This is a genomic window from Alkalibacterium kapii (genome assembly GCF_007988865.1).
Lineage (GTDB): Bacteria > Bacillota > Bacilli > Lactobacillales > Carnobacteriaceae_A > Alkalibacterium > Alkalibacterium kapii.
This window is the reverse complement of record NZ_BJUY01000005.1, coordinates 71,322-83,963: the sequence shown is the minus strand read 5'-3', so window position 1 is coordinate 83,963 and position 12,642 is coordinate 71,322. Positions and strand designations below refer to the sequence as shown.

Below are 12,642 nucleotides of genomic sequence, written 5' to 3'. Positions count from 1 at the left end.
TTGTCTCTTAACGGAGATGACAGTCTTTTTGCATGTGTGATGATTTAGTGAAATATTGGTCATGCCTATTGAGTTGCTCGGAAAAACTGGTAAAATAGGAAAGATAGAAAAAGAAGAAAGCAGGAATCTTATGAACAAGCAAACGCGTTCTGAAAGAAACAGTAAAAATAACAAGAAAACAGCAAGTAAAATCGTTTTAAAAATCGTCTTATTCTTTTTGCTCATCTTGGTAGCTGCCGGTGGCTATGTCGGCTGGCAGGTGTGGAGCGACCTTCAGAGTACGACGGACAATATGTACGAGGCGGTTGAAGACCGTCAGGAACATGCGGCTCGCCAGGAGAAACCTGTCGATGTCGACAGCGGTGAGGATCCCTTTACGGTCTTGATCATGGGTATCGATAACGACGGCGACAATGTCGAGCACGGTCGTTCTGACACGATGATGCTGGTGACCGTCAATCCGAATACGGAAAAGACAAGCATCGTAAGCATTCCAAGAGACACTTATACTGAAATCATCGGGAGAGGAATCAAAGACAAAATAAACCACGCCCATGCCTATGGTAAAGCCAGTATGGCGATGGATTCAGTCCAGAACCTCCTAGACGTGCCGGTGGATTACTATGTGTCGGTAAACATGGACAGTATGCAGCAGATGGTCGATGCGGTGGGTGGCGTCACAGTAACTCCGCCGCTCTCATTCAGTCAGGACGGCTTCACGTTCAGGGAAGGGGAACCGACGCATCTGGAAGGGGAGAAAGCTTTGGCTTACATCCGCATGCGTAAAAAAGATCCCAAGGGTGACTACGGACGTCAATTCCGTCAGCGCCAGATCATCGAGGGTGCGATGAAGAGTCTGGCTTCGGTTGATTCGATCCGTAACTACAGAGGGATTTTAGACACACTTGGCAATTCGATGAAGACCAACATGAGTTTTGCTGAAATGCAGGATCTCTTCAGCAATTACCGTGGGGCGGCGAAAAACATCGAACAGGATCAGCTTGCCGGAAGCGGCACGATGATGAATGGGATTTACTACGAAATTATCCCGGACGAAGAAATTAGCCGCGTCCAGAGTCATTTAAAAACAGAATTAGAGCTATAACGCAGAAGAAGTCCCTGACTTGAACAGGGACTTTTTGCATAGACCTGAAGTTCGTATAAACTTCAGTATCTTTCTAGGCAACACCATTCGTGAGCATGGTATACTAAAACAAGATTAAGAAGATTTCTATTAAAAAAATGAAAGTTGGAACGAGATGGATGAACAGTCAAAGCGGTCGAAAAGCAGTAGACCTAAAAAGAAGAAATCAGTCTTGAAAATCGTTTTACTTGTCATACTTGGCCTATTGATTCTAGTTACGGGGATCGGCGGCTATGTCGTTTGGCGTGTGTATGACGATGTGAAAAGCACCACAGAGGTCATGTACGAACCCGCCGAAGAGCAGGAGCCGCATGAAAGCCGGCTCAACAAACCGCTTGTGGTGGATGACGGTGAGGATCCGTTCTCTGTCTTGATCATGGGGGTGGACACAGGCGACTTTGACCGGGATTACACCGGACGCTCAGACACGATGATGTTAGTGACCCTGAACCCGAACACAGAAAAAACGAGTATCGTCAGTATCCCGCGTGATACCTATACAGAGATCATCGGCGAAGGATTTAAAGACAAGATCAACCATGCCTACGCTTTCGGCGGGACCAGTATGGCGATGAACACGGTGCAGAACCTCTTTGACATTCCGGTGGACTACTATATCTCCGTCAATATGGAAAGCATGCAGACGATCGTGGATGCCATTGGCGGGATCACAGTTGTACCGCCGTTGTCATTCGAACACTCCGGAAACACTTTCGTCGAAGGCGAGGAAACACATCTGACCGGAGCTCAGGCTCTGTCATACTCGCGCATGCGCTATGAGGATCCAGAAGGGGACTACGGACGCCAGTACCGGCAGCGCCAGGTCATTGAAGCTACGATGAAGCAGATCGCTACCCTTGAATCCGTGCGCAACTACAGTTCGGTGCTCGAGTCGATGAGCAGTTCAATGAAGACGAATATGTCCTTTGATGATATGGTGGATATGTTCAACAAGTACCGCAGCGCCGTAAACGAAGTAGAACAGATCCAGCTCTCAGGCAGTGGGACTTATATTGATGAGATTTATTACGAAATCATCCCGGATGAAGAGATCGAACGGGTGCAGGAACATCTGCAAAATCAATTAGAGCTATAGAGCTAAAAGAGTGCATCGATAAAGAGGAGCACTCCTTATAATTTATATTGTGATATATATTTTTAAGTGGTAAACTAAAAAAGATGAACGAACTATGAGAGGAATGAATTGAATGAACGTAACAGTAGTAGGTTTAGGCTATGTCGGCTTGTCTAACGCCGTTTTATTGGCACAACACAACACAGTGAAAGCCATTGATGTCATACAGGAAAAAGTCGATATGGTGAATGATAAAAAGTCACCGATCGTTGATAAAGAATTATCTGAGTACTTAGCGAATAAAGAATTGGACCTTGAAGCAACGACAGACAAAAAGGTCGCTTACGGCAATGATCCGGAATTCGTCGTTATCGCAGCACCAACGAACTATGATGACAAGACGAACTATTTTGATACCTCAGCCGTAGAATCCGTGATGGAAGATGTCTTGGAACTGGCACCTAACGCAACGATGATCATCAAGTCAACGGTTCCTGTCGGTTACACAGAAGAGATCCGTAAAAAATTCAATACGGATAAGATCATTTTCTCACCAGAATTCCTGCGTGAAGGGAATGCATTGTATGATAACCTGCACCCAAGCCGAATCATTTTAGGTGAAAAGTCAGAGCGTGCTCAGAAATTCGCTGACTTATTAGTCGAAGGGGCTGAAAAAGATGACATCGATGTGTTGTTGATGGATTCAACAGAAGCTGAAGCTGTGAAGCTCTTCGCCAATACTTACCTGGCTCTGCGTGTCGCATATTTCAATGAGCTAGACACCTATGCTGAAGTTCATGGATTAGACACACAGTCGATTATCGACGGTGTCTCACTTGATCCACGTATCGGAGACCATTACAACAACCCGTCATTCGGTTACGGGGGTTACTGCCTGCCGAAAGATACGAAACAACTCTTGGCAAACTATGATCAGGTACCAAACAACTTGATCCGTGCGATCGTGGATGCGAACCGTACCCGTAAAGATTTCTTGTCTGACCAGGTCATTGCGATGAAACCGAATAAAGTCGGTATCTACCGCTTGGTCATGAAATCAGGTTCCGACAACTTCCGTCAGAGTGCGATTCAAGGCATCATGAAGCGCATCAAGGCTAAAGGGATCGAAGTCGTCGTTTATGAACCCGTCCTTGAAGAAGAGACCTTCTACAATTCTAAAGTGAACAATGACCTTGAATCATTCAAAAATGAAGTGGATGTTATTATCGCCAACCGGCTGACTGACGATATCAAAGATGTCGCAGACAAGGTCTATACGCGAGACTTATATAACAATAACTAAGAAAATAACGTCCTTCCAAAAGAAGGGCGTTATTACATATAGAGTCATATTAAAAATTATTAATAGAAAGAGATGAAGATATGAAATTACTCGTAACAGGAGCTGCAGGCTTTGTGGGTTTCCATTTGTCAAAAGCACTGCTTGAAAATGATATCGAAATTGTTGGTCTGGACAATATGAATGACTACTATGATCCACAGCTGAAAAAAGACCGTTTGGCGATTTTAAATGAAAAAGACAACTTTAACTTTTATCAGATCGATTTGAAAGACAAAGCAGATGTCGATGATCTATTTGAAAAAGAAAAGCCGACGCATGTTGTGCATTTAGCTGCTCAAGCGGGGGTCCGTTATTCTATTGAAAATCCCTATGCCTATGTCGACAGCAATCTGATCGGATTCATAAATATCTTGGAAGCCTGCCGAAACAATCCAGTGGAGCATCTCTTGTACGCGTCCTCAAGTTCAGTGTACGGCGGTAACAAGATCGCACCGTTCTCGACGAACCATAATGTGGATCATCCGGTGTCGCTTTATGCCGCCACAAAAAAATCAAATGAACTGATGGCGCACACTTACAGTCACTTGTACAATATCCCAACCACAGGACTGCGATTTTTCACAGTATATGGTCCGTTCGGCCGTCCGGATATGGCCTACTTCTCATTCACTAACCGTATCTTGAAAGGTGAAACGATCGATGTCTATAACCATGGCAATATGGAGCGCGACTTCACCTATATCGACGACATCGTTCAGGGGATCGAAAAACTGATCGACAAGGCACCAGAGCCAAACGCTGACTGGGACGAAGAGAAAGATGACATCAGTGAGAGCTTCGCACCGTATAAAATCTATAATATTGGTAACAACAGCCCGATCAAATTGATGCGTTTCATCAAAGCGCTGGAATCAGCGTTGGGTCAGGAAGCTGAGAAGAACTACATGGACATGCAGCCGGGTGACGTGAAGCGTACCTACGCGGACATGACCGATTTGGAACAGGACATCAACTTCAAGCCGTCAACGACGATCGAAGAAGGTCTCGAAAAATTCGTGACGTGGTATAGAGAGTACTATAACAAATAAAAGAAAAATATAATAACAAACGTCATCTTCAAAGATTCTCTATGAGACTTTGAAGATGTTTTATTGTTTAAATGTTTATAAAATGACAAATACCTGATGTAAGCATTACCAATTTTGTCTAAAATTTGTCTATTAAAAAAATGAAAGTATTTAACTCTTTAAAACCCCTTAAAACATCCTGCCATATTGTGGTACTATTAAAACTGTTAATTAAAGTATAGGTAATTTACACTATCTAAAAATATTTTTGCGCTATCAGGAGGAAAAGATGGAAGAAGAAATCAGTTTGGTCGAGTTATTCGCCATTATAAAGAAAAGATTAGCTCTTATTATAAACTTAACATTGCTGGGACTGCTCATTACAGCGATCTACACCTTTTTTATCGCCACGCCGGAGTACAGTGCGACCACACAGCTTTTAGTGAATCGCAGCCAGCAGACGGAAGCCATCCAGCAGTCAGACATCAACACGAACCTGCAGCTGATCAATACATATAAAGACATCATCAAAGGACCGGTCATTCTAGACGATGTGAGAGAAGAAATGGACTTGTCTCTGTCTCACAGTCAAGTAGCCAACAAAATTTCTATCTCAAATGCCAGCGATTCTCAGGTCTTTTCAGTCAGTGTAACGGACACAGACCCGTATGAAGCTGCTGAACTGGCCAACACGACAGCGTCTGTTTTCCAGGAAAACTTGAACGACATCATGAATGTGGACAACATCACGGTCATTTCACCGGCGGTACCAAACACAACTCCGGTGTCACCGAACAACACCTTGAACCTGGCGATCGGCTTGGTCCTAGGCGGGATGATCGGTGTAGGCTTGGCCTTTCTTTTAGAGTTCCTAGACAACACGGTCAAAGATGAACGCTTTATCGTTGAAGAGCTTGGATGGACGAATTTGGGCATGGTCAGCAAGATGAGTCAGGACGACCTGAAAGCCGACCAGCATCAGCCGCTTGTAAATAACCAAGTAGAATCACGACGCGCACGGTCGCGAGTATAGAGGAGAGCGCATATGTTATTTAAAAAGAAAAAAGAGAAGACCTATTCATCACCCGGTCTGGTCACTTTAAACAAGCCGATGTCGCACATCTCGGAACAATTCAGAACGATCCGCACGAATATCCAGTTCTCTATGATCGACGACACCTTGAAATCGATCGTTGTGACTTCAGCAAGTTCTGAAGCAGGGAAGTCGACGATCGCGTCGAACTTGGCATCGACGTTTGCTTCCAGTGAAAAAAGTGTCTTGCTGGTGGATGCGGACTTAAGAAAGCCAACGATTCATAAACTCTTCAATACGATAAACACGGAAGGTCTGACGACGCTTCTAACAGACAAAGAAACGACACTCAAAGACGTGATAGTCAAGACACGGTCTGAAGGCCTTTATGTCTTACCGAGTGGTGCGATCCCGCCGAACCCGGCTGAGCTTTTAGGGTCTAACCGCATGCAGGAAGTGGAGAAAGAAATCCTTTCAGCTTTCGATTTAGTTATCTTTGACATGCCACCAGTATTGGTGGTGACCGATGCACAAGTCATGGCTGCACGCGCAGATGGTGTGTTGTTTGTCATACCTAAAGGCGAAGCGCATAAAGACAGTGTACTGAAAGCGAAAGACTTGCTTGAAAAAGTACAGGCCAATGTACTAGGAGCTGTACTAAACAAGGTAGAAGAAAAGGATAATTATTACTATTATTACGGTACAGAGTAAAAGATAGGAGACCAGGCTGATGATCGATTTGCATTGTCATATCTTACCGGGGGTTGACGACGGCGCTAAAACGATGGAAGAGTCTTTAGAGATGGCCAAAGCTGCTGTTAGAGAAGGCATCACACATATTTTAGCGACGCCGCATCATATGAATCGCCACTGGTTCAATGAAAAGCAGGACGTTATTCAGCTGGTCGACACCTTGCAAGCAGAACTTGATAGGCAGAGGATCGACTTAACAATCTTCCCCGGTCAGGAAGTGAGGCTTTATGGTGACATTCTAAAAGATATCGAAGAAGACAAGATCCTCTTCGCCGATGAACAAGAGCAGTACATACTCATTGAGTTCCCGACAGAGACGATTCCCAAGTATGCTGAACGACTCTTTTTCGACCTGCAGTCAAGCGGGAAGACACCGATCATCGTTCATCCGGAACGTAATCATGATTTTTTGAAGAACCCGAATCGACTGAAAGATTTCATCGACAAAGGTGCATTGGCCCAGCTGACAGCAGCGAGCTATACAGGCGGCTTCGGCAGCAAAATACAGAAGTTATCTAAGCAGCTTTTAGAAGCGAATCTCGTCCATTTCCTAGCATCCGATGCTCATAATGTCACGAACAGAGCCTTCCATATGCAGGACGCTTACGATAAATTAAGCAAAGAATACGGTACCAATAAACTTAATGAATTTCACAAAGTAACGAAAGACTTGATTAACGGCGAAGTCGTTGTCGTACCAGAAACAAGAGAAATCAGACAGTCATTTTTATCGAAATGGTTCAAATAAATAGTAGGAGTGGAAACAGACATGAATCGGACAATGAAACGCATCACCTTAATTACACTGGATTTGACGGTCTTTTATCTGACGGGTCTCTTTTCCTATTTGTTCCTGAGTCCGCTCGTTGGCCTGGATGCACAGCCGATGGTCACGTCCCTGCTTATAAGCATAGGGGTCTACATAGCACTTTCTTTTTACTTTAGACTTTTCGACAAGATCAACCGCTATACGAGTATCAGAGAAACAATCGTACATGCTTTGGTCGTGACCTTTGCTTTTGTGGTCAGTGATATCGTCACGATGCTCTTTGCACCGCTCAGCATGCGTTTCCTCTTCTTATGGTATCTCTTAGCAGTGATGATCATCCCAGCGAGCCGTGTTGGCTGGCGGATCATCATGGAGCACCGGATGAAAAAGGAAAAAATAAACGGCAAAGAAGAATTAAAAACACTTCGTACCTTGATAGTTGGAGCAGGCGAAGGCGGTGGGCTATTTATCCGCAACCTTCAGCACGATCCGGCAATCGAATTCGTGGGTATCGTCGATGACGACGACAACAAGAAAAATACCACCGTATATGGCGTTCCGGTACTAGGCAAGACGAAAGACATCGAAAACTTGATCGATACGTATGATGTCGACCAGGTGACGATCGCTATCCCGTCAATTTCTTCTAAAAACTTGGAACGTATCGTCTCTTACTGTAATGAAACAGATATCAAAGTGAACCAGATGCCTTCAGTGGAAGATATGGTTCAGGGAACGTATGAAGTCAATGAATTCAAAGAGATCGATGTCACCGACTTACTTGGTCGTGACGAAGTGAAACTGGATATGGAAAAAATCGCGACCCAGCTGTCTGGTCAAACGATTCTCGTTTCTGGAGCTGGCGGATCAATCGGCTCAGAAATATGTCGTCAGATCATCCGTTTCTCACCTAAGCGAATCCTTTTATTAGGACACGGAGAAAACTCAATCTATTTGATCAATAGAGAACTAAAACCTTTCGCAGACCAAAACAATATCGACTTGGTTCCTGTTATCGCGGATATCCAGGACCGTGACCGCATCTTTAAAGTCATGGCCCAGTACAAGCCCGACCGTGTGTATCATGCGGCAGCGCATAAGCATGTGCCTCTGATGGAGTATAACCCAACAGAAGCCGTTAAAAACAACGTCTATGGTACAAAAAACATGGCAGAAGGTGCTAAGGCAGCCGGTGTTCAGAGTTTTGTCATGGTCTCAACAGACAAAGCCGTTAACCCGCCGAACGTTATGGGCGCAACCAAACGAATCGCAGAAATGATCGTAACTGGACTGAATGAAGAAGGCAAGACGAATTTCGTAGCCGTACGTTTCGGGAACGTCTTAGGCAGTCGTGGAAGTGTCATTCCAGTCTTTAAAGACCAGATCAAAAAAGGCGGACCGATCACAGTTACAGACTTCCATATGACCCGTTACTTTATGACCATTCCAGAAGCCAGCCGTTTAGTCCTGCAAGCAGGATCACTAGCTCGAGGTGGAGAGATATTTGTTTTAGACATGGGCGAACCCGTCAAGATCGTTGACTTGGCTAAGCAGATGATTCAGCTCAGCGGAGCAAAAAACAAGGATATTAAAATCACTGAATCTGGCATTCGTCCTGGAGAGAAACTCTACGAAGAACTTCTAAGTAAGAGTGAGAATACCAAAAAACAAGTTTATGAGAAAATATTTATCGGTAAAGTAACGAATGCACCGCTCAATGAAGTGCTTAAGTTTGTACAAACGATCGAACAGCTTGAAGACGGTGAATTGAAAGAGCAGCTCATTGACTTTGCGAATGGCAGAATCGAATTAACAACTGAAGATACACAAGACGAATCATCACTGGCATACGCTTAAAGAAAAAAGCTTTGGCCTAATAACTAGAGGTCAAAGCTTTTATGTGAAAATGGGAGGAACTGAGATGAATTATTTAAAGGTAAAACGATTAATAGATATCATACTATCCGCAATTGGATTAATACTATTGTCGCCCATTTTTCTGATTCTCATCATTGCTATAAAGTTAGATTCAGAAGGTCCTGTCTTATTTAAGCAGAAAAGAGTAGGGATGTACAAAAAGCATTTCTACATATTAAAATTTAGAACGATGCGCATTGATACACCAAAAGATACACCCACACATTTACTAGATAATCCAGACCAATGGATCACAAGAGTCGGTAAGTTTTTAAGAAAGACGTCACTTGATGAATTACCTCAAATCATCAATATTTTTAAAGGTGATATGAGTATCATAGGACCGCGACCAGCTCTTTGGAATCAATATGATTTGATAGCGGAAAGAGACATACACAACGCCAATGACGTGCCGGCCGGTCTGACTGGATGGGCTCAAATAAATGGACGTGATGAACTCCCTATTAAAAAGAAAGCTAAACTCGATGGTGAGTACGTACAAAATATCGGTTTAGTCATGGATATTAAATGTTTCTTTGGTACGATATTTAGTGTATTAAAAAGTGATGGTGTCGTTGAAGGCAATACAGCTGATGAATCTAATAGCTAAGGAGATTGTTTAACCATGAAGAAAATATTAATCACTGGAAAAAATAGCTATATAGGAACTTCTGTTGAAAAGTGGCTCTTGAGAGAACCCGATAACTATAGTGTAGACACAATCGACATGAAAGATCCTTCATGGAAAGAAAAAGATTTTTCAGAATATGATGTGGTGTTTCATGTTGCAGGGATAGCTCATGTATCATCTGATCCGAAGATGGAAGACCTCTACTATAAAGTGAACAGAGACCTTACAGTTGATGTAGCAAAGAAAGCCAAATCAGAAGGTGTAAAGCAGTTTATCTTTATGAGCAGTATCATAGTTTATGGTGACAGCACATCGAGCAAAAGAGTTATAGATAGAGATACCATACCTACTCCAAGTAACTTTTATGGTGACAGCAAACTTCAGGCAGAAAAAGGAATCGAACCTCTCAATTCTGACGATTTTAAAGTAGTCATTGTGAGACCACCAATGATATACGGGAAAGGTTCGAAAGGTAATTATCCTAAACTATCAAAGTTGGCAAAGAAAACTCCAATTTTTCCTGATTTATACAATGAACGTAGTATGCTACATATAGATAACTTATGTGAATTTATCAAAGTTATGGTAGACCAAGAAGAGTCAGGATTGTATTTTCCTCAAAATAAAGAATATGTAACGACTAGTAATTTAGTACAAACAATTTCTAAGGTGAATGGAAATAAAATAATAATGACTAAACTTTTTAATCCAATTTTTAAGCGAATGTATCGATTTAATGTTATTAATAAGGTGTTTGGTAATTTAGTTTATGATCGATCAATAAGTCAATATCCTAAAAGTAATTACCAAATTAGATCGTTAGAAGAGTCAATCGAATTAACAGAACTAGGGAGTAAAAGTTAAATGGAAAGCAAATATAGTGTGCTAATGTCAATATACAAAAAAGAAAAGGCAGAGTACTTTGTTGAAAGTATTGAGAGTATGATTAAGCAAACTCTCATGCCAGATGAAATTGTGATTGTTAAAGATGGTGATCTGACAAAGGAATTAGAAGAAGTAATAGTTAACTACATAGATAAGTATCCAGGGTTATTTAATATTGTTTCACTAAAAGTGAACGTTGGATTAGGGAGAGCATTAGATGAAGGGCTTAAACATTGCCAAAATGAGTTAGTAGCAAGAATGGACACTGATGACATCTCTTTGCCTAATAGATGTAAGTTACAAATTGGTCAATTTAATGAAAACCCTGAATTATGTATCGTGGGCACAATGATTGATGAGTTTTATGATGTACCTGATAATGTTACATCCTCTAGGGTCGTCCCAACTACAAATGATGCTATATATAAATTCATGAAGCGACGAAGTCCATTTAACCATCCAACAGTTATGTATAAGAAATCTGAAGTGATTAGATGTGGTGGTTATGGGAAGATGAGAAGAAAACAAGACTTGGATCTGTTTTCACGGATGATTAATAATGGATGTTATGCTCAGAATATTAATCAATCCCTTCTATTGTTTAGATCAAATGAGGATAACTTTAAACGTAGAAAAAGCTGGTCATATTGTAAGAGCTACATTGATGTCCAGTATGAGATATGGAAGAGAGGTCATTGTAGTTTAAGTGATTTATCGTTTGTTACTACAGGGCAACTAGTCATGTTTTTAGCTCCGATGAGGCTGCTTAAAAAGGTCTCTAACAAGTATTTAAGAAATATGAATTAATTCAATTATATGTGAATTTTTATGGGCAGTTTAAAAAATGAGGGGTGTTTCTATGTTATATTTTATGATTGATAACTTAACTTATGGAGGAGCAGAAAGGCAAGCCACATACCTAATCGAGAATAGTATAGGGGTTGATGAGCTAGTTTTACTCGAAAACCACATAAAATATGAATTGAAAACTTCAATTCCAATACGATCAATTCATTCGAAAATATTGAGAATATACCAAAGACCTTTAGGAGATAGTTTTGCTGTTAAGGAACTGAGCAAAGTTTACAAGGATCGGGATACAGTAATTTCATTTCTTGAAAGAAGTAACATTGCCAACATTAAGATTTCATTGAATACTGGTCATAGATCCATAATTTCTGTTAGAAATTATATGTCAGAAAGATATAAAGAAAAGAAATACTTTTTTAGAATGAAATTAATAAAAAAATATTATCCTAAGGCAGATTTAATAATAGTTAATTCTATAGATTCAAAGAATGATCTAGTTAATAATTTTGATGTACCAGAAGAAAAGATAAAAGTTATTTATAATCTAATAGATATTGAAAAGATTAACTCTCTAAAGAATGATTCAATAGAAGATGAGTATAAAGAGATATTTGAATATCCAGTCATCTTGAACATTGGATCACTAATACCTCAAAAATCTCAAAAGCAATTGATTGATGCTTTTAAGAGAATTAAACAAAGTAACCCAGAGTATAAAATGGTTATTATAGGGGATGGAAAGTTGTATGAAGTTTTGGAACAGACGATTAAAGAAAACGGCCTTATAAGAGATGTGTTCCTACTGGGAAACACAAATAATCCATTCAAATATCTCAATAAAGCAGATATGTTTGTTCTAAACTCAAAATTTGAAGGTTTCCCAAATGTTCTGCTTGAATCTCTAGCTACGGGAATCCCTGTGGTGACAAAGAATTGTCTATCAGGACCAGCAGAGATGTTAAAAGTTTTAAATTATAAAAATGAAGAAATAAAACTTACTAAGTATGGATATATATTTCCACGTAAAGCATACGAGGTTGATGAAAAGAAAGAACTGAGTTTTTTGATTGACGCCATAAATAGAATGATTGATTTTAAAAAAAATGATTTAAAGAGTTATGATGACTTAAAGATTAACTGTATTAATAGAGCAATGAGCTTTTCTGTGGATAATATCGTTGAAGAATGGATTAAAGTAATCGAATAGCAGAATGATTTTACTGTTAATCGACAAACAAAATTTACCAAATGAAGG

The 12,642-nt window shown here is 40.9% G+C and carries 12 protein-coding genes; all 12 read left to right on the top strand.

Annotated features, from left to right (window positions below; translation table 11 throughout):
- Window positions 1-61 precede the first annotated feature (61 nt).
- The 12 genes from AKA01nite_RS03290 to AKA01nite_RS03235 all read left to right on the top strand — a co-directional run bounded on the left by AKA01nite_RS03290 (window position 62) and on the right by AKA01nite_RS03235 (window position 12,594).
- Complete coding sequence (locus tag AKA01nite_RS03290) at window positions 62-1,105, top strand: LCP family glycopolymer transferase (RefSeq protein WP_246116976.1); 1,044 nt, start codon at window positions 62-64, stop codon at window positions 1,103-1,105.
- Between the two features lie 154 nt (window positions 1,106-1,259).
- Complete coding sequence (locus AKA01nite_RS03285; protein ID WP_146923783.1) at window positions 1,260-2,240, top strand: LCP family glycopolymer transferase; 981 nt, start codon at window positions 1,260-1,262, stop codon at window positions 2,238-2,240.
- 112 nt (window positions 2,241-2,352) lie between these two features.
- Window positions 2,353-3,522 (top strand): nucleotide sugar dehydrogenase, encoded by a 1,170-nt coding sequence (locus AKA01nite_RS03280; protein ID WP_146923781.1) that lies wholly within the window; start codon window positions 2,353-2,355, stop codon window positions 3,520-3,522.
- Between the two features lie 80 nt (window positions 3,523-3,602).
- Window positions 3,603-4,610 (top strand): NAD-dependent epimerase, encoded by a 1,008-nt coding sequence (locus tag AKA01nite_RS03275; protein WP_146923779.1) that lies wholly within the window; start codon window positions 3,603-3,605, stop codon window positions 4,608-4,610.
- A gap of 268 nt (window positions 4,611-4,878) precedes the next feature.
- A complete protein-coding gene (locus AKA01nite_RS03270) occupies window positions 4,879-5,622 on the top strand; it encodes a YveK family protein (protein ID WP_146923778.1) in 744 nt (247 codons plus the stop codon).
- A gap of 12 nt (window positions 5,623-5,634) precedes the next feature.
- Entirely contained in the window at window positions 5,635-6,333 is a 699-nt protein-coding gene (locus tag AKA01nite_RS03265; RefSeq protein WP_146923776.1) for a CpsD/CapB family tyrosine-protein kinase, read from the top strand.
- A 19-nt stretch (window positions 6,334-6,352) separates the two neighbouring features.
- Window positions 6,353-7,123 carry a tyrosine-protein phosphatase gene (locus tag AKA01nite_RS03260; protein ID WP_146923774.1) on the top strand — a complete coding sequence of 257 codons (771 nt, stop codon included), beginning with the start codon at window positions 6,353-6,355 and terminating at the stop codon, window positions 7,121-7,123.
- A gap of 21 nt (window positions 7,124-7,144) precedes the next feature.
- Entirely contained in the window at window positions 7,145-9,001 is a 1,857-nt protein-coding gene (locus AKA01nite_RS03255; protein ID WP_146923772.1) for a polysaccharide biosynthesis protein, read from the top strand.
- A gap of 64 nt (window positions 9,002-9,065) precedes the next feature.
- Entirely contained in the window at window positions 9,066-9,671 is a 606-nt protein-coding gene (locus AKA01nite_RS03250; protein ID WP_146923770.1) for a sugar transferase, read from the top strand.
- Window positions 9,672-9,686: 15 nt separating this feature from the next.
- On the top strand, window positions 9,687-10,556 hold the full coding sequence (locus AKA01nite_RS03245; protein ID WP_146923768.1) for an NAD-dependent epimerase/dehydratase family protein: 870 nt from the start codon (window positions 9,687-9,689) through the stop codon (window positions 10,554-10,556).
- On the top strand, window positions 10,557-11,384 hold the full coding sequence (locus tag AKA01nite_RS03240; RefSeq protein ID WP_146923766.1) for a glycosyltransferase: 828 nt from the start codon (window positions 10,557-10,559) through the stop codon (window positions 11,382-11,384).
- Window positions 11,385-11,436: 52 nt separating this feature from the next.
- A complete protein-coding gene (locus AKA01nite_RS03235) occupies window positions 11,437-12,594 on the top strand; it encodes a glycosyltransferase (RefSeq protein ID WP_186805071.1) in 1,158 nt (385 codons plus the stop codon).
- Window positions 12,595-12,642: the final 48 nt, after the last annotated feature.

Coding starts and splice junctions, on each gene's coding strand:
- AKA01nite_RS03290 (WP_246116976.1), top strand. CDS start 62: ATGCCTATTGAGTTGCTCGGAAAAACTGGTAAAATAGGAAAGATAGAA.
- AKA01nite_RS03285 (WP_146923783.1), top strand. CDS start 1,260: ATGGATGAACAGTCAAAGCGGTCGAAAAGCAGTAGACCTAAAAAGAAG.
- AKA01nite_RS03280 (WP_146923781.1), top strand. CDS start 2,353: ATGAACGTAACAGTAGTAGGTTTAGGCTATGTCGGCTTGTCTAACGCC.
- AKA01nite_RS03275 (WP_146923779.1), top strand. CDS start 3,603: ATGAAATTACTCGTAACAGGAGCTGCAGGCTTTGTGGGTTTCCATTTG.
- AKA01nite_RS03270 (WP_146923778.1), top strand. CDS start 4,879: ATGGAAGAAGAAATCAGTTTGGTCGAGTTATTCGCCATTATAAAGAAA.
- AKA01nite_RS03265 (WP_146923776.1), top strand. CDS start 5,635: ATGTTATTTAAAAAGAAAAAAGAGAAGACCTATTCATCACCCGGTCTG.
- AKA01nite_RS03260 (WP_146923774.1), top strand. CDS start 6,353: ATGATCGATTTGCATTGTCATATCTTACCGGGGGTTGACGACGGCGCT.
- AKA01nite_RS03255 (WP_146923772.1), top strand. CDS start 7,145: ATGAATCGGACAATGAAACGCATCACCTTAATTACACTGGATTTGACG.
- AKA01nite_RS03250 (WP_146923770.1), top strand. CDS start 9,066: ATGAATTATTTAAAGGTAAAACGATTAATAGATATCATACTATCCGCA.
- AKA01nite_RS03245 (WP_146923768.1), top strand. CDS start 9,687: ATGAAGAAAATATTAATCACTGGAAAAAATAGCTATATAGGAACTTCT.
- AKA01nite_RS03240 (WP_146923766.1), top strand. CDS start 10,557: ATGGAAAGCAAATATAGTGTGCTAATGTCAATATACAAAAAAGAAAAG.
- AKA01nite_RS03235 (WP_186805071.1), top strand. CDS start 11,437: ATGTTATATTTTATGATTGATAACTTAACTTATGGAGGAGCAGAAAGG.